A 22213-nucleotide genomic window follows, 5' to 3' on the forward strand; every position below is an offset into this window, starting at 1 on the left:
CAGTCCGCGCACCCGGCTGGAACGTCACAACGCTCCCGGGGGAAACATGCCTGCCACCATCACCGCTTCCAACGGCAAGTCCGCCCGCGCCGCGCGCGCCAACGGTCATCACGCCAACGGCGCCGGCCATCATCTGGAAACGCGGGAGCTGCTGGCGGCGCTCAGAGCCTTCCGGCGCGGCGACTTCTCGGTGCGACTGCCGCGCAATCTGGCGGGCGACGATGGCGAGATCGCCGAGGCCTTCAACGACGTGGTCGCCCTCAACGACCACATGACCAAGGAATTCGAGCGGCTGGGCGACGTGGTCGGCAAGCAGGGCAAGATCAACCACCGCGCCCGCCTGCCCGCCGCCACCGGCTCCTGGGCGGCCAGCGTCGAGGCCGTCAACACCCTGATCGCCGACATGGTCCACCCGACCGCCGAAATGGCCCGGGTGATCGGCGCCGTGGCCAAGGGCGACCTTGGCCAGACCATGGACCTGGAGAACGAGGAGCGGCCCCTGCGCGGCGAGTTCCTGCGCACCGGCAAGGTGGTGAACACCATGGTGGGCCAGCTGGGCAGCTTCTCGTCGGAAGTGACCCGCGTGGCCCGCGAGGTCGGCACCGAGGGCAAGCTGGGCGGTCAGGCCCAGGTCAAGGGCGTGGCCGGCACCTGGAAGGACCTCACCGACAACGTCAACCTGATGGCCGCCAACCTGACCGGTCAGGTGCGGAACATCGCCGAGGTGACCACGGCCGTGGCCAACGGCGACCTGTCGCGCAAGATCACCGTCGACGTGAAGGGCGAGGTGCTGGAGCTGAAGAACACCATCAACACCATGGTGGACCAGCTCAATTCATTCGCCTCGGAAGTGACCCGCGTGGCCCGTGAAGTGGGCACGGAAGGCAAGCTGGGCGGCCAGGCCAATGTGCGGGGCGTGGCCGGCACCTGGAAGGACCTGACCGACAACGTCAACCTGATGGCCGACAACCTGACCGGCCAGGTGCGTAACATCGCCGAGGTGACCACCGCCGTGGCCCGGGGCGACCTTTCCAAGAAGATCACCGTCGATGTGCGCGGCGAAATCCTGGAGCTGAAGAACACCATCAACGTCATGGTGGACCAGCTGAACGCCTTCGCCTCGGAAGTGACGCGGGTGGCGCGGGAAGTCGGCACCGAAGGCAAGCTGGGCGGTCAGGCCCGGGTGGAGGGCGTCGGCGGGACCTGGAAGGACCTGACCGACAACGTGAACTTCATGGCCGCCAACCTGACCGGTCAGGTGCGCAACATCGCCGAAGTCACCACCGCCGTGGCCAACGGCGACCTCTCCAAGAAGATCACCGTGGACGTGAAGGGCGAGGTGTCGGAACTGAAGACCACCATCAACACCATGGTGGACCAGCTGAACGCCTTCTCCTCGGAAGTGACCCGGGTGGCCCGCGAAGTCGGCACCGAAGGCAAGCTGGGCGGCCAGGCCAACGTGCGTGGGGTGACCGGCGCCTGGAAGGACCTCACCGACAACGTCAACCTGATGGCCGCCAACCTGACCGGCCAGGTCCGGAACATCGCCGAGGTGACCACGGCCGTGGCCATGGGCGATCTCTCCAAGAAGATCACCGTGGACGTGCGCGGCGAGATCCTGGAGCTGAAGAACACCATCAACGTCATGGTGGACCAGCTGAATTCGTTCTCGTCCGAAGTGACGCGTGTGGCCCGTGAAGTGGGCACCGAGGGCAAGCTGGGCGGTCAGGCCCAGGTGAAGGGCGTGGCCGGGACCTGGAAGGACCTCACCGACAATGTGAACTTCATGGCCGACAACCTGACCGGCCAGGTGCGTAACATCGCCGAGGTGACCACCGCCGTGGCCCGGGGCGACCTCTCCAAGAAGATCACCGTCGATGTGCGCGGCGAAATCCTGGAGCTGAAGAACACCATCAACGTCATGGTGGACCAGCTGAACGCCTTCGCCTCGGAAGTCACCCGCGTGGCCAAGGAGGTCGGCACCGAGGGCAAGCTGGGCGGCCAGGCCCAGGTGCCGGGCGTGGGCGGGACCTGGAAGGACCTGACCGACAACGTCAACTTCATGGCCGCCAACCTGACCGGTCAGGTGCGCAACATCGCCGAGGTGACTACCGCCGTGGCCATGGGCGATCTCTCCAAGAAGATCACCGTGGACGTGAAGGGCGAGATTCTGGAGCTGAAGAACACCATCAACACCATGGTGGACCAGCTGAACTCCTTCTCCTCGGAAGTGACCCGCGTGGCCCGCGAGGTCGGCACCGAGGGCAAGCTGGGCGGCCAGGCGCAGGTGCGGGGCGTGGCCGGGACCTGGAAGGACCTGACCGACAATGTGAACATGATGGCCGCCAACCTGACCGGCCAGGTGCGGAACATCGCCGACGTGACCACCGCCGTGGCGCGGGGCGACCTCTCCAAGAAGATCACCGTCGACGTGAAGGGCGAGATCCTGGAGCTGAAGAACACCATCAACACCATGGTGGACCAGCTCAACGCCTTCGCCTCGGAAGTTACCCGCGTGGCCAAGGAAGTCGGCACCGAAGGCAAGCTGGGCGGCCAGGCCCAGGTGCCGGGCGTCGGCGGGACCTGGAAGGACCTGACCGACAACGTCAACTTCATGGCCGCCAACCTGACCGGCCAGGTGCGTGGCATCGCCGACGTGGTGACCGCGGTGGCCCAGGGCGACCTGAAGCGCACCCTGACCCTGGACGCCAAGGGCGAGATCGCCAGCCTCGCCGACACCATCAACGGCATGATCGAGACCCTGGCCACCTTCGCCGACCAGGTGACCAACGTCGCCCGCGAGGTGGGCATCGAGGGCAAGCTGGGCGGCCAGGCGCGGGTGCCCGGCGCCGCGGGCCTCTGGCGCGACCTGACCGACAACGTCAACGAACTGGCCGCCAACCTGACCACCCAGGTCCGCGCCATCGCCGAGGTGTCCACGGCCGTGACCAAGGGCGACCTGACCCGCTCGATCACCGTCGAGACCTCGGGCGAGGTGGAGGAATTGAAGAACAACATCAACGAGATGATCCGCAATCTGAAGGATCAGACGTTGAAGAATACCGAGCAGGACTGGCTGAAGACCAACCTGGCCCGCTTCACCCGCATGCTGCAGGGCGAGCGCGACCTTTCCACCGTGTCGAACCTGGTGCTGTCGGAGCTGGCCCCGCTGATCAACGCCCAGCACGCGGTCTTCTACGTCTCCAGCCGCGATGACGAAGGCCAGATGGTCATGGACCTGGCCGCCAGCTACGCCTTCAACAACCGCAAGCACCTGGCCAGCCAGTTCAAGCTGCGCGAGGGGCTGATCGGCCAGTGTGCGCACGAGAAGTCGCGCATCCTGCTGACCAACGTGCCCAAGGACTATGTGCAGATCAGCTCGGGCCTGGGCGAGGCGGTGCCGGCCAACATCATCGTGCTGCCGGCCCTGTTCGAAGGCGAGGTGAAGGCGGTGATCGAACTGGCCACGTTCGGCGAGTTCTCGGAGACCCACCAGAGCTTCCTCGACCAGCTGATGGAATCCATCGGCATCGTGCTTTCGACCATCGCCGCCAACATGCGGACGGAAGGGCTGCTGAAGCAGTCGCAACTTCTGACTTCCGAGCTGCAGACCCAGCAGGAGGAGCTGAAGAAGACCAACGACCGCCTCGAATTGCAGGCCACCTCGCTGCGGCAGTCGGAGGAGCTGCTGCGCACCAAGCAGGAGGAGCTGCAGCAGACCAATGCCGAGCTCGAGGACAAGGCCCAGCTGCTGTCGGCCCAGAACCAGCAGGTGGAGGCCAAGAACCACGAGGTCGAGCAGGCCAAGCTGGCGCTCGAGGAAAAGGCCGAACAGCTGGCCCTGACTTCGAAATACAAGTCCGAGTTCCTGGCCAATATGAGCCACGAGCTGCGCACGCCGCTGAACTCGCTGCTGATCCTCTCCAAGCTGCTCAGCGACAACACGCAGGGCAACCTCAGCGCCAAGCAGGTGGAGTTCGCCAAGAATATCCACGACGCCGGCGCCGACCTGCTGGGTCTGATCAACGACATCCTGGACCTGTCGAAGATCGAGAGCGGCACCGTCACCCTGGACATCAGCGAGATGGCCTTCGACGGCCTGCGCGAGCAGGTCGACCGCACCTTCGCCCAGATCGCCCAGGACAAGAAACTCGACTTCGTGGTCGACCTGGACGCCTCGCTGCCACGCTCGATGTACACCGACGACAAGCGGCTGCAGCAGATCATCAAGAACCTGCTCTCCAACGCCTTCAAGTTCACCGAGAAGGGCGCCGTCACCCTCAAGGTCGCCAAGGTCTCGGAAGGCTGGAGCCCGGCCAACGATCACCTCAACCGCGCCGGCCAGGTTCTGGCCTTCTCGGTCACCGACAGCGGCATCGGCATTCCCGAGGACAAGCAGCGGCTGATCTTCGAGGCCTTCCAACAGGCCGACGGCACCACCAGCCGCAAATACGGCGGCACGGGCCTGGGCCTCTCCATCAGCCGGGAAATCACCCGTCTGCTCGGCGGCGAACTGCGGGTCCATAGCGTCCCCGGCGAAGGCAGCACCTTCACCCTCTACCTGCCGCTCAACTTCAGCCCCGCCGCCCAGACGCCCTCGACGGGCCGGCTGATGACCTCGGCCCGGGCGATCGCCCCCACCCTGACCTTCGACGAGGCCGTCGAGCCGCTGGCCGACGACCGCGATCTGGTCGAGACCGGCGACTCGGTCGTGCTGATCGTCGAGGACGACCAGCGTTTCGCCTCCATCCTGCTGGCCCTGGTGCGGGAGTCCGGCTTCCGTGGCGTGGTCACCGGCGAGGGCGGTCAGGCCCTGGCCCTGGCCCGGCGGTTCGGGCCGGACGCCATCATGCTGGACATCGGCCTGCCCGACATCGACGGCCTGGCCCTGCTCGACATGCTCAAGCGCACCAGCGAGACCCGCCACATCCCGGTCCACCTGATCTCGGCCGACGACCAGCGGGGCCTGGGCCTGTCGATCGGCGCCTTCGCCTACACCCACAAGCCGGTCGACCGCGACGTCGTGGTCTCGGCCCTTGAAGGTGTGAAGTCCTTCGTGGCCAGGGTCGAGCGCCGCATCACCCTGGTCGGCGGGGAAGGGGAGGCGGCCGACGTCCTGCGCCAGGCCTTCCCCAATGTCGCGGTCGCGGCCAGCCTGCCGGCGGTGCTGAACCTGCCGGCCGACGAACGGCCCGATGGCGTCGTGGTCGAGGCCAGTCTCGCCCCGCCGGTGCAGATCATCGAGCAGCTCAAGCAGGCGGGCCCCGGCCTGGGTCCGGTGGTCGTCTACGCGCCCACCGAGCTGGACGAGGACGACGACCGGCGCCTGCGGCTGGCGGTGTTCGGCGGCCATGTGCGCCTGGCCCGCACGCCCGAGCAGCTGGTCGACCAGGCCAGCCTGTTGCTGCACGAGAAGATGGACCGCCTGCCCGACGGGGTGCGCGCCACCCTGGCCAAGGGGCGCCACGACGATGCCGTCCTGGCCGGCCGCAAGATGCTGGTCATCGACGACGACATCCGCAACATCTTCTCCCTGGCCAGTGTGCTGGAGGAGTACGGCATCGAGCTCTGCTACGCCGAGAGCGGCCGGGCGGGCCTCGACCTGCTGGACGAGCACCGCGACATGGACTGCGTGCTGGTCGATATCATGATGCCCGACATGGATGGCTACGAGACCATGCGCGAGATCCGTTCGCGGCCGCAGTTCGCCGACATCCCCATCGTGGCGGTCACCGCCAAGGCCATGAAGGGCGACCGGCAGAAATGCATCCAGGCCGGCGCCACCGACTATGTCTCCAAGCCGGTCAATATCGAGCACCTGATCTCGGTGCTGCGGGTCTCCATCCAGCGGACCGCGGCCATGCGGCTGGCCAGCGACGCGGTCGTCTCCCTGATCCCGCAGGCCGGCTGAGGTGAACGCCGCCATCCGACGAGACCTGCACGCCGGCCCCGGCGAGCCCCGCGCCTCCCCGCAGGGCGAGACGGGGCTGGGCCGGCCGCGCGTGCTGATCGTCGACGATGACGAGCGCAACGCCTTCGCCGCCGTCCAGGCGCTGGAAGACCTGGGCTACGAACTGGTCGTGGCCCGTTCGGGCGAGGAGGCGCTGCGGGCCCTGCTGGACGACGATTTCGCCGTCATCCTGCTCGACCTCCATATGCCCGGCATGGACGGTTACGAGACCGCCGCCCTGATCCGCCAGCGCAAGCGCAGTCTCTCCACCCCCATCGTCTTCCTGACCGCCATCTTCCGCGACGAGGCCCATGTCTTCCAGGCCTACAGCGCCGGGGCGGTGGACGTGGTGTTCAAGCCGGTCGACCCCTTCATCCTGCGCTCCAAGGTCTCGGTCCTGGTCGAACTGCACCAGAAGAACGACGAGCTGAAACGCCAGCTGGCCTATCGCGACTGGCTGCTGGCCGAGAACGCCAAGGCCCAGGCCGAGAAACAGAGCGCGCTCGCCGCCCTGGAAAGCTCCAGAGCCCGCCAAGAATGGATTCTGCGCGCCCTGCCCATGGTCTTCCATTCGCGCGGCGTTGAGCATCCTTTCCCCGCCTTGTTCGTCAGCGACGGGGTCGAGGGGATTACCGGCTTTGCGCCGTCCCGCTTCACCAGCGAGCCAGAATTCGGCCTCTCGCGCGTCCACCCCGAAGACTTGGAGCGAGTGGTCGCCGCCCTGACCCAGGCCGCCACGAGCGGCAGCTATGCCTGCGAGTACCGCTGGCGCTGCGCGGACGATCAGTACCGCTACCTGCTCGACCAGGGGGTGCTGGCGGCCGGCGAGGACGGGGAATTCGAGATCTTCGGGGCCATCCTGGACGCCACCGAGCGCCGCTCCCTGGAGGAACAGCTGACCCAGGCCCGCAAGATGGAAGCGGTCGGCCAGCTGACCGGCGGGGTCGCCCACGATTTCAACAACCTGCTGACCGTGGTGCTGGGCAATATCGACTTCCTGGAGCGGCGGGGAGACGACGACGGCCGCATGACCCGGCGCATCGACGCCATCCGCCAGGCCGCCTCGCGCGGCCGCGACCTGACCCGCCAGTTGCTGGCCTTCTCGCGCCGCCAGCAGCTCAACCCCGTCACCCTCGAGGTCGACGCCCTGATCGCGGGCTTCCTGCCGCTGCTGCGCCAGGCGGTGGGCGAGGCGGTGGTGCTGCGCCATCAGGCCTCGACCATCCCGCTGCACCTGCATGTCGACCCGACCCAGCTGGAGAGCGCCCTCTTAAACCTGGCCGTCAACGCCCGCGACGCCATGCCCGAGGGCGGAACCCTGACGGTCGCCACTGCCGCCGAGACCGCGCCGGACGGGACGATGCTGGTCTGCCTGACCGTTTCCGACACCGGCCTTGGCATGTCGGAAGAGGTGCGGGCGCGGGTGTTCGAGCCCTTCTTCACCACCAAGGAGGTCGGCGCCGGCAGCGGCCTGGGTCTCAGCCAGGTCTATGGTTTCGTGCGCCAGTCGAACGGGACGGTGAGCATCGACAGCCGCCCTGGCCACGGGGCCTCGATTCGCCTGACCTTGCCGGCCGCCGAGGCGCCGGCGGCCGGCTTCCCGGAGGCCATCGAGGGCGGCGAGGCGCCGGTGGTCGGGGGGCCTGAGACCCTGCTGGTGGTCGACGACGATCCCGCCGTCCTGGCCATGACCGTCGAGATGCTGGGCGACCTGGGCTATCGCATCGTCACGGCGGCCAATGCGGCCCAGGCCCTGGCCGCGCTCAAGCAGAATCCCGCCATCGACCTGCTGTTCTCCGACGTCGTCATGCCCGGCGGGGTCAGCGGCGTCAGCCTGGCCCGCAAGGCCCGGGTGCTCAGGCCGGACCTGCGGGTGCTGCTCACTTCGGGTTACGTCGGCAGCGCCGCGCCCTTGACGGCGGACGTGCCGTTGATCGACAAGCCCTACAAGCGGGCCGATCTCGCCCAGGCGCTGCGGCGCCTGCTATCCGAAGACGCCCCACCCCCGCGGCCGCGCCGCGCCCGACGCCGTTCCGCTGACCGCCAGGTCGCCGCCGGCTGATTTGGTGACCTGATGACTGATGTGACCCTGCCCCAACCGGCCGCCCCGCCGGCGACCAACCTTTCGGTCTCGCGAGGTCTTGCCGGCTGGCTGGGCGCCAACCGCTGCAGCATCGCCTTCACCTGCTACCAGTCGGGTCAGCTGTTCCTGGTGGGCCTGGCGCCCGGCGGGGTGGTCTCGTTCCACCAGCAGAACTTCCAGCGGGCCATGGGCCTACATGTGCGCCCCAACCGCCTCTATGTCGGGGCGATCTGCCAGATCTGGCGCCTGGAGAACGTGCTGGGCCCCGGCCAGTTGGCCAACCAGCACCACGACGCCCTCTATGTGCCGCGCAATGCCCAGACCACCGGCGATATCGATATCCACGAGGTGGCCGTCGACCGCAGCGGCCGGCTGATCTTCGTCAACACCAAGTTCAGCTGCCTGGCCACGGTCAGTCCGGTCCAGGGCTTCCAGCCGATCTGGAAGCCGCCCTTCATCTCGCGCCTAGCCGCCGAGGACCGTTGCCACCTCAATGGCATGGCCATGGAGGACGGCGTCCCGCGCTATGTCACCGCCGTCTCGCGCAGTGACGTGCTCACCGGCTGGCGAACCCGCCGCCACGAGGGCGGGGTGATCGTCGACGTGCAGAACGACACCATCCTGACCGACCAGCTCTCCATGCCGCACAGCCCGCGCATCCATGACGGGGCGCTGTGGGCGCTCGATTCGGGCCGGGGCAATCTGATCCGGGTCGACCGCCAGACCGGCGCCTCGGAGGTTGTCGCCTTCTGCCCAGGCTTCCTGCGGGGCCTGAGCTTCCACGGCCGCTTCGCCCTGGTCACCGTCTCGCTGCCGCGCCATGAGGCCACCTTCACGGGCCTGGCCCTGGCCGACGCCCTGGCGGCCAAGGACAGCGACCCCTGGTGCGGGGTCTGCATCGTCGACACCGTCACCGGCGACACGGTCGAATGGATCCGGCTGGAAGGGGCCATCACCGAACTGTTCGACATCGCCGTCGTCCCCGACGTGATCTGCCCGATGGCGGTGGGCGTCGACTCGCCGGACCTGCAAACCATGGTCACCTTCGACCCGGAGTTTGGTCCGTTGGCCGTCCCCTCAACCGGTCCGTGAAGGTTGCTATATCTTCTCTCTAAGATTTCATTCGACTTAAATACCCAAATTGGGTTCAATTCCAAGGAATTCGAAGTTTTGATTTAAATGTCGACTACCAGACACGGTATATTTCTCACACCGTGAAAAGAAAATTGGTTCCATATCGACTTAAAAAATATTCTTGCTCAGCCCCCAATTGACTAATGGGGCGCCGCCGTGTCCTAAAGTCGGCCACCGTGGCGCTGAGCGTCAATTTAAGGGCTGATTCATGACATCTACGACTCAGCGGCGCGCGCGCGCCGTTCTGCTGGCCTCTTCGTCGCTGGTTTCCGCGGGCGTCGCCCTGCTGGGCGCAGGCTTCGTGGCTCTGGCTCCCGGCGCGGCCTTCGCCGCCAACGAGTGCGGCGATCCCTCGACCAACGCCGGCGCGGCCGACGTCTTCATCTGTCCGGGCGTGGTCTATCCGACCGGCGTCATCTATCCGCTGACCAACGGCGACCTGACCCTGACCCTGGACGACGGCGCCGGCGGCGCGGTCCGCACCACCACCGGCGGTATTCAAGTGACCGGCGCGCTGGGCAACAACCTGGTGCTGAACCGCCAGCTGACCACGGCCGCCACCGGTGATCCCTCGATCATCAACCTGGCCGGCGCGGGCGTGCTGATGACCAGCCCGGGCAGCAACATCACCGTCGATCTGAGCGACGTGGACGCGGGCGACACTCCCGTCGTCGTCACCGGCTCGACCAGCGGCATCGTTCTGACCAGCGGCGGCGCGGGCAATGTCAGCCTGACCATGAGCAACGGCCAGGTGACCGGCCAGGCCGGCAACGGCGTTACGCTCTCCACCGGCGTCGGCGGTTCGGCCACGGCCAACCTGGGCGCGGCCAATGTCACCGCCTCCAACACCGCCCTGGGCGCCAACGCCTATGGCGTCTCGGTGTCGGGCGGGACCGGCATGACGGTCACCGGTTCGGGGACCATCCTGGCCACCGGCAACAACTACGGCATCGGCATCATCGCCACCGGGGACGGCCCGATCACGATCAACCAGACCGGCTCGATCATCGCCAACGGGACCTACGCCTGGGGCGTTTACGCGCTGGGCACGGCCGGCGGGACGATCAACATCACCACCAACCAGGTCTCGGTGAACCAGCCGGGCGGCGCGCTGGGCGGCGGCGACGGCATCTCGGCCTACACCACCGGCGCGGTCACCATTAACGCGGGCACGACCAACACCACTGGTCCTTATGCGGACGGCATCATCGTAGGCGGCGCGTTCGGCATCGCCGGCAACACCACCGTCACCAGCACCGCGATCACCACCATCGGGGCCAACAGCGACGGCATCGACGTCGGCGCTCACGGCGTGATCGACATCACCAGCGGCTCGATCGTCACCGCCGGCGCCACCAGCAACGGCATCGAGGCTGACAGCGATCTGGCCAACGTGGTCATCCGCTCGACCAGCATCAGCGCCGCCGGCGCCGGCAGCATCGGCATCGCGGCCAACGGCCAGACCGGGGTAGCCATCACCACGGGCTCGATCACCGCAGGCCAGACCGGCATCGTCGCCGCCTCGGCGGGCGGCAACGTGCTGGTCACCGGCGCGGGCGGCACGGTCCGCGGCAATGCCGGCGACGGCATCGACGCGACCTCGGCCACCGGAACAGCCACCGTCGCCCTGGGGACCACCGCGGTCGTCAGCAACAACACCGCTCCGCTCGCCAACAGCTATGGCGTGTCGGTCAACGGCGCGACCGGCATGACCGTCACCGGCTCGGGGGCGATCACCGCCACCGGCGGTAACTACGGCATCGGCATCCTGGCCAGCGGCAACGGCCCGATCGTCATCAACGAAACCGGCCTGATCACCGCCAACGGGACCTACGCCTGGGGCGTCTACGCCCTCGGCACCGCCGGCGGGACGATCAACATCACCACCAGCAACATCCAGGTGAACCAGCCCGGCGGCCTGCTGGGTGGCGGCGACGGCATCATCGCCTACACCACCGGCGCGGTGACGATTAACTCCGGCACGATCAACACCACCGGCCTTTCCGCCAACGGCATCTTCGTCGGCGGCGGCGGCGCCATCGCCGGCAACACCATCGTCAACAGCACCGCCATCACCACCAACGGGACCAACAGCGGCGCCATCCGGGTCGGCGCTCACGGCTCGATCGCCATCACCAGCGGCGCGGTGTCCACCACCGGGGCGACCAGCAACGGCATTCAGGCCATCACGGACCTGAGCACCGTCTCGGTCACCACCAGCGGCCTGACCAGCGCCACCGGCGTCGGCTCGATCGGCATCCGCGCCGTCGGCCAGACCGGCGTCACGGTCACCGCCAACGGCTCGATCACCGCCAACACCAACGCCATCAACACCACGGTGAACGGCGTCGGCTCGGGCGCGATCAACATCGGGGCCGCCGCCATCGTGCGCGGCGCCGGGACCCCGGTCGCCGCCACCCTGAACGTCACCACTCTCAGCGGCTCGACCACCACCATCACCAACGCCGGCACGGTGCGCTCCACCAACGCCACGGTCGTTGGCGCGGCGGGCGATCTGGCCATCAATGGCGTGGGCGGCAACGTCACGATCAGCGACTCCGGCCGGATCGACGGACGGGTCGTCTTCACGGGCCTGACCGGAACCAACAAGGTCACCCTGGGCACGACGGCCACGGGCTCCTGGCACTTCAGCGGCCTCAGCACCCTGAGCGTCGGCAACGACACGATCAACAACGCCGGCCTGATCTCGACCTTCGGCGCCTCGACCCTCGACTTCGACGGCGACACCGCCATCGCGCCGCGTGACGTGTTCAACAACTCCGGCCGCCTGGCCACCGGTGAAGCCGCCGGCGCCTCGACCCTGACGATCACCGGGCTGGAGACCTTCAACAACTCCGGCACGCTGCTCTTCGGCAGCACCAACGGCACGTCCTCGGACGGCGAGACCAACGACCGCTTCGTGATCAGCGGCACGGGCGGCGGCACGGCCTTCGTGGGCTCTGGCAACAGCGCCCTCTTCCTGGACGCCAACCTGGGCATCGCCACCCAGACCAGCTGCGCGGCCGCCACGGTCGCCGACTGTCTCAGCCTGCCGGCCGGCGTGGTCAGCGGCTCGACCAAGATCAAGGTCAACAACACCAACCTCGGCCCGGGCGGTCTCAACACCACCGGCATCGTGGTGGTGGACGCCACGGGCGGTTCGATCGGCGCGGGGACCCTGGTCCTGGATCCGACCTCGACCAACTACGTCACCCGCGGCGGCGTGGGCGGCATCGACACCGGCTTCTTCGTCTACCGGCTGGTTCCGATCGGCACGACCAAGGAAGCCCTGGTCAGCGCCCCCGATAACGAAGCCTTCGAGTTCGTCCAGCTGGGCGCGGCGGCCACCGACGCCTGGTATGCCACCACCGGCGCCTGGTTCGACCGTCAGGCCGACCTGCGCAACACCGTCGGCGGCCTCTCGGACGGCACCCACTCGGCCATCTGGCTGAAGATCCTGGGTCAATCGGCCGAGCGTGACTCCAGCCAGACCTACACCTCGCTGGGCACGCCCTTCACCTTCGACACCAGCTACCAGCAGAACACTTCCTCGCTGATCGGCGGCGTCGATCTGCTGGGCGGCGGCTCGGGCGACCATAACTGGGTCGTCGGGGTCAACATCGGCTTCGTCGACACGGACGTGAACTTCAACGCCTCGAACACCGTCGCCAGCCTGGAAGGCCCCACCTACGGCGCCTACGCCTCGCTGGTCGCCGGTCCCTGGTATGTGGACGCCTCGGTCAACAGCAACATGCTGGACCTGACCTACTCGATGCCGAGCCTCGGCCCGACCGTGAAACCGAGCGGCAGCGCCAAGTCGACCGGCGTGCGCGCCGAAACCGGCTACCGGTTCGGCCTGGGTGATGCCTTCTTCATCGAGCCCATGGCCAGCATCGCCATGGTCAAGACCAGCTTCGACGACCTGACCGTTCCGGGCGGCTCGGTGAACCTGGACGACGTGGACAGCCTGCGCGGCAGCCTCGGCGTGCGGGTCGGCACGCTGATCACCCACGGGACCTTCCGCCTGCAGCCCTCGATCTACGGCCGCGTGTGGGATGAGACCAAGGGCGACAGCCAGACCACGCTGAACAACCCGGGCCTGCCCATCGTTGTCTCCGACAGCTTCTCGGGCACCTTCGGCGACGTCGGCGGCCAGCTGAGCGTCTACAGCGACGGCGGTCTGAGCGCCTTCGCCAACGTCGGCTACAAGTGGAACAGCGACTATCGCGACACCACCGCCAACGTCGGCTTCCGCTTCCAGTGGTAGGCTGACCTAGGCTGAAATGATTGAGCCCGCTCCGGTCCGCCGGGGCGGGCTTTTTCATGCCCTCTTGCGAACGGCCCCAAACACCGCTCCCCTTGTCCCATGCCCAAGCTGGAGCCCCACACCTATCCGGCCATCGCCTTCGACGGCGTCAGCAAGCGCTATGGGGCGACCGCCGCCATCGATGCGGTGACCCTGGAGGTTCCGCACGGCCAGTTTGTCGCTTTGGTTGGCGGCTCGGGGGCGGGCAAGACCACGCTTCTGAAGACCATCAACGCCCTGATCGCCCCCGACGCCGGCGTGGTGCGGGTCGAGGGCCGGCCCACGGCCGAGGTCGAGCCGCCGGAGCTGCGGCGGGGCATCGGCTATGTGTTCCAGGAGATCGGGCTGTTTCCGCACCTGACCGTCGCCCGGAACATCGCCATCACCCCGCGCCTGCTGGGCTGGAGCGAGGCGGATATTGCCGCCCGGGTCGCCGAACTGCTGGACCTGGTCGCCCTGCCGCGCGAGTTCGCCGCCCGCAAGCCCGACGCCCTCTCCGGCGGCCAGCGCCAGCGGGTAGGCGTGGCCCGAGCGCTCGCCGCACGGCCCAAGGTCATGCTGATGGACGAGCCGTTCGGGGCGCTGGACCCGGTGACCCGCGCGGCGCTGGGCGAAGACTATCGCCGCCTGCATGAGACCCTGAATCTCACCACCGTCATGGTCACCCACGACGTCATGGAGGCCGCCCTGCTGGCCGACCGCATCGTGGTCATGAAGGCCGGGGCCGTGGTCGCCGACGACACGCCCAGGGCCCTGCTGGCCGGCCATGCCGATCCGGACGTGGCGGCGATGATGCAGACGCCGCGCCGCCAGGCCGAACGCATAGAGGCGCTCATCCATGGATGAACGCGTCGCCGCCGCCTTCGCCCTGCTGCCCGACTATCTGGGCTGGCACATGGCGCTCAGCGCCAGCGCGCTCGGTCTGGGCATCCTGATCAGCCTGCCGCTGGCGGTGCTGGCCAGCCGCTTCCAGGCCGTCCGCTGGCCGGTGCTGGGCGTCGCCAGCTTTGCCCAGACCATTCCGAGCCTCGCCCTGCTGGCCCTGTTCTTCCCGCTGCTGCTGGCGCTTTCCAGCCTGACCAAGGCCTGGTTCGGGACGACCATTCCCGCTCTGGGCTTCCTGCCCGCCCTGCTGGCCCTGACCATCTATTCGATGCTGCCGATCCTGCGGAACACCGTGGCCGGGCTGCAGGGGATCGACCCCGCCGCCCGCGAGGCGGCCAAGGGGGTGGGCATGACCCCGTTGCAGAGCCTGTTCCAGATCGAGCTGCCCCTGGCCGCCCCGGTGATCATGGCCGGCATCCGCACCGCCGCCGTCTGGACCATCGGCTCGGCGACCCTGGCCACGCCCGTCGGCCAGACGTCGTTGGGAAATTACATCTTCTCCGGGCTGCAGACCGAGAACTGGGTCTATGTCCTGTTCGGCTGCGCCGCCTCCGCCGCCCTGGCCCTGATCGCCGACGCCCTGCTCGGGCTCATCGAAACCGGGCTGGGGAAGGGCGATCCCCGCCGCTGGCTGACCGGCGGGCTCGTCCTGCTGATCGGCATCGCCGCCGGCGTCGCGCCCCTGGCCCTGCACAGTTCAAAGCCCGCCTATGTGGTCGGGGCCAAGAACTTCTCCGAGCAGTATATCCTGGCCGAGCTGATGAAATACCGGCTCGAGAAGGAGGGCGCGGTCGTCACGGCCAAGGAGGACCTGGGCTCCAGCTTCGCCTACAGCGCTCTTCGGACCGGCGAGATCGACGCCTATGTCGACTACAGCGGCACCCTCTGGGCCAACATCCTCAAGCGCACCGACAATCCCGGCCGCATGGCGGTCCTGGCCGGCCTGGGGACCGACCTGAAGACCCGCGACGGCGTCATCGTGCTAGGCACGCTCGGCTTCGAGAACGCCTATGCCCTGGCCATGCGCCGCGACCGGGCCGAGGCGCTGGGCATCCACAGCCTTGACGACCTGGCCCAGCACGCGGGCGAGCTGACCATGGGCGGCGACCTGGAGTTCTTCTCCCGCCCCGAATGGACGGCCCTGGTCGGCGCCTATGGTTTGAACTTCAAAGCCAAGAAACAGTACCAGCCGACCTTCATGTACCGGGCGCTCGGCAGCGGCGACGCCGACGTCATCTCGGCCTTCAGCTCCGACGGCCGCATCGCCGCCGACGACCTGGTCATACTCACCGACCCGAGAGGAGCCCTGCCGCCCTATGACGCGGTCATCCTGCTGTCCCCGCAGAAGGCCAACGATCCCCGCCTGCGTCGGGCGTTGGCGGGGCTGGTGGGGTCGATCCCGGTGAAGGCCATGCAGACGGCCAACTACAGCGTCGACCGGGACGCGGACAAACAGACGCCTCGGCAGGCGGCTTTGGCCTTGGCTAAGGTCATCAAGCGCTAACGACCCCCAGCGGCCTCTCGGAATCCCACGAAGCCGCTAAGCGAGGCGATCGGAATGGTCAGCGAGACTGGTCCCCGCGCTATCATCAACCACAGGTTAGTGAAGACCCCTTGAGAAGTTGGTCATCTCGGCCAAGAATGAAATTTCGAACGAGAGCCGACGAAATGGCTCCGGTCGAAAACGCTTCTGGGGGGCGGATAGAATGACTGAAATCTGGGTTCGCTCGAGCAATCTTGAGAATATCGTGGTCGGTCGAGTTACAGCTCGCTGGAACGCAGCGGGCAATCGGATCCTCCGATATCATCTCGATCTGCGTCACTCGAAGATGAATCTGTTCCGGGAACTCAGCGCACCGGAACTTTTCATACTGCAGAGCAAAGTCGACACTCTTGTCGCCGCTTGGGACGAAAAATGGGTTCAGCATCAAGGGCGACAAGCTGTCCTATCGGGCAAGGAATCTGCTGAAGACCTGACAGCTGCAGCGTTGCTTCGCCTGGATGGGCTCAATCACATCCTCGCTCACACCTTATCCGTCGATGATGCTGTCGACTGGGACGCGCTAAAGGATCGAAGCGCCTATTCGATGCCGAAAGCGTTTCCGAAGGCCGAACCAGTTTACGCGCCGTCATCTGCCCCGGTTTTTACCGCTCCTGTGGTCTCCTTCTGGAAGCGGCTAATGGGCAAGGCGACAGAAATCACTGAGCAAGCTGAGCGTAAACATCGCGAGGCGCTTGTCAGGTGGGAGGGCGTCGAATCCCAACGCAAGTCAGAGCATAAGACGGCGCTTGCGGCGTGGAATTCCGAGAAGGAAGCTTTTTGGGCAGATCATGAACGCGCCCAATCGGCATTCCTCATGGAACAAGCGGCTTCAAACGCCAAGGTCGATGAACTCCAATCCGCGCTTTCGAGCGGAGATCCAGAGGCGGTAATCGAACACGCGACCCTGGTTTTGGAAGCCTCAGACTACGGTGGCTTGTTCGAGAAGTCCTACACAATCCAGTATCAACATGACCAGCGGTTGTTGATGGTGAGTTATGACCTCCCATCGCCGGACATTCTTCCTACGATAAAGGCCGTGAAGTTTATCAAGGCGACTGGTGAATTGAAGGAAACCTCCATCACGGAGCGCGAGCAGAAAGCGAATTTCGAAGCGGTAGCCTATCAAGTTTGTTTGCGCACCGTGCATGAGCTTCTGGAGGCTGACGTAGATCAAAACATCGGGAAAATTCTGTTCAACGGCGAAGTTCAGTTTATCGACCGGCGAACAGGTCAGGAGGCTCGCTCCTGTCTCCTATCGTTGCTGGTTGACCGCGGCACTTTCTCCGCCATTGATCTATCGCGGATCGATCCAAAGGCCTGTTTCAAGAGCTTAAAAGGCGTCTCTGCCGCAAGCCTTGCGTCGCTGACCTCCATCCCGCCGATTATGAAGATGAATAAGGAGGATCGGCGGTTTATTGACGGGCGGGACGTTGTTCACATGATCGACGAGAGCGTCAACCTAGCCAGCATGTCTTGGGATGACTTCGAGCATCTGGTCCGCGAGCTGTTCGAGCAAGAATTCCAGGCGCGCGGCGGGGAGGTCAAGGTTACGCGAGCGAGCAGTGACGGTGGCGTGGATGCAATTGCCTTTGACCCCGATCCAATTAGCGGCGGAAAAATTGTAATTCAGGCCAAGCGATACACACGAACGGTTGGAGTGTCCGCTGTCCGAGATCTGTACGGTACGGTCATGAATGAGGGAGCGTCAAAGGGCATACTAGTGACCACGGCTGACTACGGGCCCGACGCTTACGAGTTTGCAAATGGCAAGCCGATCACTTTGATGAACGGCGCCAACCTGCTTCATTTGATGGAGCGGCATGGTCATCGCGCTCGCATCGATCTGCGTGAGGCCCGGGAGGCGATGGTTTGATTTGTGGGGGGAGGCCTAAGGCGCGCCCCCGTCGCACACGGAAATTATCACTTCATTAACCATGCCGGCGTTGTCTGGAGCCTGATCGCTCCTGCCCGCAATTCACCGATTCCCGAAGGCCCCAATGACTGGCGCTGAAGTCCTCGACATTGGCCGCGACGCCATCTGGCTGACGCTGCAGCTCAGCGCGCCGGTGCTGATCGTCGGGCTGGTGGTGGGGGTGGCGATCGGGCTGTTCCAGGCCCTGACCCAGATCCAGGAAGCCACCCTGGTCTATGCTCCCAAGATCGTCGCCATCTTCGTGTCGCTGCTCATCTTCCTGCCGCTGATGGGCGCGCTGATGGCCGGCTTCATGCGCCATATCGCGGCGCGCATCGCCGGCATGTGACGGGGGGCGGATGGAGGCCTACGCCACCGCCGCCCAGGTCTACGCCGCCGGCCTCGTGTTCGCGCGGGTCGGGGCGCTGGTGATGCTTATCCCGGGCCTGGGCGACCCGGTCGTGCCGCCCCGCATCCGCCTGTCCTTCGCCTTGGTCTTCGCCTTCATCCTGGCCCCGCTGGTCAGCAAGGGCCTCGCCGTCCCCAGCACGGTCGGCGGCATGGGCGGACAGGTGATCCAGGAAGTGCTGATCGGCCTGATGATCGGGGCCATCCTGCGCATGACCATGAGCGCTCTGGCGGTGGCCGGCGAAGTGGTCTCCATCCAGACCACGCTGAGCTTCGCCCAGACCGCCAACCCGGCCATGGGCCAGTCCGGCGCGGCGCTGGGCTCGTTCCTGGGGTTGCTGGGGGTGGTGCTGATCATGACCACCGACCTGCACCATCTGTTCCTCGGGGCGGTCTTCAACAGCTATGAACTGTTCCCGTTTGGGCGCGCCGTGCCGGTCAACGACGCAACGACCCTGGCGGTGCAGACCTTCTCCGGCAGCTTCTCGCTGGGCGTCCAGCTGGCCGCCCCGATCATCGTCTTCTCGCTGGTCTTCAACATCGCCACGGGCCTGGTCGGCCGGGTGATGCCGGCCTTCCAGATCTATTTCGTTTCCTCGCCGCTGGCGGTGATCCTGGGCCTCTCGCTGTTCGCCATTACGCTGGGCGGGGTGGGCATGGTCTGGATGGACCACGCCCGCGACGTCGTCGCCGTGTTCGGAGCCCGTCGCTAGATGGCCGAAGAACCCGCCGGCGACAAAACAGAAGAACCATCGCCACACAAACTTGAGGAAGCCCGCAAGAAGGGCGAGGTCGCCAAGTCGCAGGACGTCCCGCAGCTGCTGTCGCTGGCCGGGGCGTTCGGGGCGATGGCCATCGCCGGCGGGTGGATGTGCCGCGACATCGCCATGCGCCTGTTGCCCTTCATCCAGCACCCGGAGGCCTACGACCTGCACGGCGGGGGCGGCGTCCAGGTGCTGTTCCAGGCGATGATGGCCGGGGCGCCCCTGCTGCTGACCGTGCTGCTGACGGCGGGGGTGGCGGGAGCGCTGGGCCACATCATGCAGAGCGGCATGCAGCTCAACCCCTCGCTACTGGCCCCCAAGTTCGACAAGCTCAACCCGATGGCCGGCCTCAAGAGGTTGTTCGGCATCGACGGGGCCATCCAGTTCGCCAAGTCGGCCCTGAAGGTGCTGGTCACCGGGGCCATCGCCTGGTTCGTGCTCAAGCCTCACGCCTCGGAACTCGAGGGCCTGGTCTCGATGTCGCCCATGGCCATGCTGCCGGCCAGCCAGGTCCTGCTCAAGGCGCTGTTCTTCGCGGTCCTGGCCTTCCTGGCGGTCACCGCCGGGACTGATTACGTCATCCAGCGCCGGCGCTTCATGCAGAAGATGCGCATGACCCGCGAGGAGCTGAAGGAGGAGTTCAAGCAGGCCGAGGGCGACCCGCACGTCAAGGCCAAGCTCAAGCAGATCCGCGCCGAGAAGTCTCGCCGGCGGATGATGCAGAACGTGCCCAAGGCCACCGTGGTGGTGATGAACCCGACCCACTACGCCGTGGCCCTGCGCTACGAGGCCGGCGAGACCGCCGCGCCCGAATGCGTGGCCAAGGGGATCGACGCCCTGGCCCTGCGCATCCGCCAGGTGGCCGAGGACGCCGGCGTGCCGATCATCGAAGACCCCCCGCTGGCCCGCGCCCTCTACGCGGCCGTGGAGGTGGATGAAACCATTCCCCAGCAACACTACGAGGCGGTCGCCAAGATCATCGGCTTCATCCTCGGAGCGGCCCAGAAACGGGCCGCGCGCGCCACGAGCGCGGCGAACCTATAGCGAGTATCCTGTGATGCGTGATTCGCTCGACCTCAAGACGGAAGCCACCCAGATCATGGCCGACACGCCGACCCTAGGCGCGCCGCCCGCCGCCCCTCCAAAGGGGCGGTTCGATCCGCTGGTCATGCTGGCGGGGATCTTCCTGGCCCTGGCTTTCGCTCTCGCCGCCGTGCCGGCCTTCAAGGCCGGCCCCGACAAGCTGGCCGGCCTGCTCCTGCTGATGGGCCTGGGCGCTGTCGCCGTGCTGGTGCTGGTCGCCTTCCGGGGCGGCCGCGACGTGGCGGTCGAGGACGAGGATGGCGTGGACCTGGTCATCCAGGCGCTCGGCGAGCCCGCCGCCGTGGTCGGGGCCGATGGCCGGCTGCAGGGGGGCAACGCCGCCTGGGTGGAGGCGACCGGCGATCTCAAGCGCCTGCCGCGCCACGGCCCCGCCGCCTCCAGCCTGTTCCAGGCCCTGCAATCGGCCCGCCGCGGCCAGACCGGCCAGGCCAGCCTGAAGGCCCTGGGCCGCGACCATGCCGCCTCGGTCGCCCCGCTGGGCGAGGGCCGCTATCTGATCCGCCTGGCCGACAGCGCCGCCGAGCCGCTGCGGCTGACCGGCGAAGCGCCCGCCGCGCTCCAGACCGCCCCGCTGCGCGTCGTGCCGACCGGCCCGGCCGTGCTCGACGCCTACGCCGCCGCCTCGCCCTTCGGCGCGGCCCTGCTCGACGGCGAGGAGGTGTTCAGCGCCCGCATCGTCGAAGCCAATCCCGCCCTGGCCGGCATGGTCGGGGGCAGCGCTGTGGTCGGCCAGACCTTCGGCGACCTGATCTCCCGCGCCTCGCACATCGATGCCGCCCTGGGGGTTTCCGAGGGCCGGGCCGGGCCCTTCGAGGTGCGGCTGGCGCATGACCCGACCCGCGTCGCCCACCTCTACCTGGCCCGCACCGACGGGCGGCTGGTCGCCTTCCTGGTTGACGTCACCGCCCAGAAGCAGATCGAGCTGCAGCTGGCCCAGGCCCAGAAGATGCAGGCCATCGGCCAGCTGGCCGGGGGCGTGGCCCACGATTTCAACAACCTGCTGACCGCCATCCAGGTCCTGCTCGACGAACTGCTGCAGCGCCATCCGCTGGGCGACCCCAGCTACGAGGGCCTCAACGAGATTCGCCAGACGGCGACCCGGGCCGCCGACCTGGTCCGCAAGCTGCTGACCTTCTCGCGCAAGTCGACGGTGCAGCGCGAGGTGCTGGACCTGGGCGAACTGATCACCGGCTTCGAGGTGCTGCTACGCCGGCTGCTGCGCGAAGACGTCAAGATGGTCACCGACTATGGCCGCGACCTGCCGACCGTGCGGGTCGACAAGGGCCAGATCGAGACCGCCGTCATGAACCTGGCCGTCAACGCCAGGGACGCCATGCGCGACGCCAAGGTCGGCGGCACGGTCAAGATCCGCACCGCCCGCCTGACCTACGCCGAAGCCAAGGACCTGGGCTATGCGGGCCTGGCCATGGGCGACATGGCGTTGATCGAGGTCTCCGACGACGGCCCCGGCATCGCGCCCAACGTCGTGGGCAAGATCTTCGAGCCCTTCTTCACCACCAAGGCGGTGGGGGAGGGGACGGGCCTGGGCCTGGCCACCGTCTGGGGCATCGTCAAGCAGTCGGACGGCTGGATCCACGTGCAGTCCGAGGTCGCGCCGAACGAAGGCCATGGCGCGGCCTTCCGCATCTTCCTGCCGGTGCATGTCCGCTCGGCCAACGACGCCCCGGCCCCGGCCGCCACTCCGCTGCGCCCGGCCGCCCGCGATCTGTCGGGCGTCGGTCGCATCCTCTTCGTCGAGGACGAACCCACCGTCCGCAAGGTCGCCGCCCGCCTGCTGCGCGCCAGGGGCTATGACGTGATCGAGGCCTGCGACGGTGAGGCAGCCCTGCTGCTGGCCGAGGAATACGCCGGCAAGATCGATCTGATGATCAGCGACGTCATCATGCCCGGCATCGACGGCCCGACCCTGCTCAAAAAGGCGAGGGGATACCTGGGCGAGGCCCCGGTGATGTTCATCTCCGGCTACGCCGAGGCCGAGTTCAGCGACCTGCTGGAAGGGGAGACCGGCGTGACCTTCCTGCCCAAGCCGCTGGACATCAAGATGCTGGCCGAGCGGGTGAAGGAGCAGTTGGCGGCTTAGCGAGCGGGCGCCTCCGTATGCCC

Annotated in this window: 11 protein-coding genes; all 11 read left to right on the forward strand. The window is 67.0% G+C overall.

What is annotated here, in order from left to right:
- Positions 1-46 precede the first annotated feature (46 nt).
- A complete protein-coding gene (locus QO010_RS00685) occupies positions 47-5911 on the forward strand; it encodes a HAMP domain-containing protein (protein WP_307344663.1) in 5865 nt (1954 codons plus the stop codon).
- Position 5912: 1 nt separating this feature from the next.
- Entirely contained in the window at positions 5913-8012 is a 2100-nt protein-coding gene (locus QO010_RS00690; protein ID WP_307344665.1) for a PAS domain-containing hybrid sensor histidine kinase/response regulator, read from the forward strand.
- Between the two features lie 12 nt (positions 8013-8024).
- Positions 8025-9125: a TIGR03032 family protein gene (locus tag QO010_RS00695; RefSeq protein ID WP_307344667.1), complete on the forward strand. Its 1101-nt coding sequence runs from the start codon at positions 8025-8027 to the stop codon at positions 9123-9125.
- A 250-nt stretch (positions 9126-9375) separates the two neighbouring features.
- On the forward strand, positions 9376-13434 hold the full coding sequence (locus tag QO010_RS00700; RefSeq protein ID WP_307344669.1) for a beta strand repeat-containing protein: 4059 nt from the start codon (positions 9376-9378) through the stop codon (positions 13432-13434).
- 99 nt (positions 13435-13533) lie between these two features.
- Entirely contained in the window at positions 13534-14319 is a 786-nt protein-coding gene (locus tag QO010_RS00705) for an ATP-binding cassette domain-containing protein (protein WP_307344670.1), read from the forward strand.
- Entirely contained in the window at positions 14312-15862 is a 1551-nt protein-coding gene (locus QO010_RS00710) for an ABC transporter permease/substrate-binding protein (protein WP_307344672.1), read from the forward strand. The genes QO010_RS00705 and QO010_RS00710 overlap by 8 nt, the downstream gene beginning before the upstream one ends.
- Positions 15863-16064: 202 nt before the next feature.
- Positions 16065-17774 carry a restriction endonuclease gene (locus QO010_RS00715; RefSeq protein ID WP_307344674.1) on the forward strand — a complete coding sequence of 570 codons (1710 nt, stop codon included), beginning with the start codon at positions 16065-16067 and terminating at the stop codon, positions 17772-17774.
- A 124-nt stretch (positions 17775-17898) separates the two neighbouring features.
- Positions 17899-18162, forward strand: coding sequence for a flagellar biosynthesis protein FliQ (fliQ, locus tag QO010_RS00720; protein ID WP_307344676.1), 264 nt, complete (start codon positions 17899-17901; stop codon positions 18160-18162).
- 10 nt (positions 18163-18172) lie between these two features.
- Complete coding sequence (gene fliR, locus QO010_RS00725) at positions 18173-18934, forward strand: flagellar biosynthetic protein FliR (protein WP_307344678.1); 762 nt, start codon at positions 18173-18175, stop codon at positions 18932-18934.
- Complete coding sequence (gene flhB / locus QO010_RS00730; RefSeq protein WP_307344680.1) at positions 18935-20029, forward strand: flagellar biosynthesis protein FlhB; 1095 nt, start codon at positions 18935-18937, stop codon at positions 20027-20029.
- Positions 20030-20084: 55 nt separating this feature from the next.
- The gene (gene cckA / locus QO010_RS00735; RefSeq protein WP_307347013.1) at positions 20085-22190 is read left to right on the forward strand and encodes a cell cycle histidine kinase CckA; all 2106 of its coding nucleotides are present in this window, start codon (positions 20085-20087) and stop codon (positions 22188-22190) included.
- The last annotated feature ends 23 nt before the right edge of the window (positions 22191-22213 follow it).

The organism is Caulobacter ginsengisoli (assembly GCF_030814835.1).
GTDB classification, from domain to species: domain Bacteria; phylum Pseudomonadota; class Alphaproteobacteria; order Caulobacterales; family Caulobacteraceae; genus Caulobacter; species Caulobacter ginsengisoli.

Bases quoted from the DNA above. Each gene is read 5' to 3' on its own strand.
- fliQ (WP_307344676.1), top strand. From the start codon at position 17,899: ATGACTGGCGCTGAAGTCCTCGACATTGGCCGCGACGCCATCTGGCTG.
- QO010_RS00715 (WP_307344674.1), top strand. From the start codon at position 16,065: ATGACTGAAATCTGGGTTCGCTCGAGCAATCTTGAGAATATCGTGGTC.
- flhB (WP_307344680.1), top strand. From the start codon at position 18,935: ATGGCCGAAGAACCCGCCGGCGACAAAACAGAAGAACCATCGCCACAC.
- QO010_RS00710 (WP_307344672.1), top strand. From the start codon at position 14,312: ATGGATGAACGCGTCGCCGCCGCCTTCGCCCTGCTGCCCGACTATCTG.
- QO010_RS00685 (WP_307344663.1), top strand. From the start codon at position 47: ATGCCTGCCACCATCACCGCTTCCAACGGCAAGTCCGCCCGCGCCGCG.
- fliR (WP_307344678.1), top strand. From the start codon at position 18,173: ATGGAGGCCTACGCCACCGCCGCCCAGGTCTACGCCGCCGGCCTCGTG.
- cckA (WP_307347013.1), top strand. From the start codon at position 20,085: ATGGCCGACACGCCGACCCTAGGCGCGCCGCCCGCCGCCCCTCCAAAG.
- QO010_RS00700 (WP_307344669.1), top strand. From the start codon at position 9,376: ATGACATCTACGACTCAGCGGCGCGCGCGCGCCGTTCTGCTGGCCTCT.
- QO010_RS00705 (WP_307344670.1), top strand. From the start codon at position 13,534: ATGCCCAAGCTGGAGCCCCACACCTATCCGGCCATCGCCTTCGACGGC.
- QO010_RS00695 (WP_307344667.1), top strand. From the start codon at position 8,025: ATGACTGATGTGACCCTGCCCCAACCGGCCGCCCCGCCGGCGACCAAC.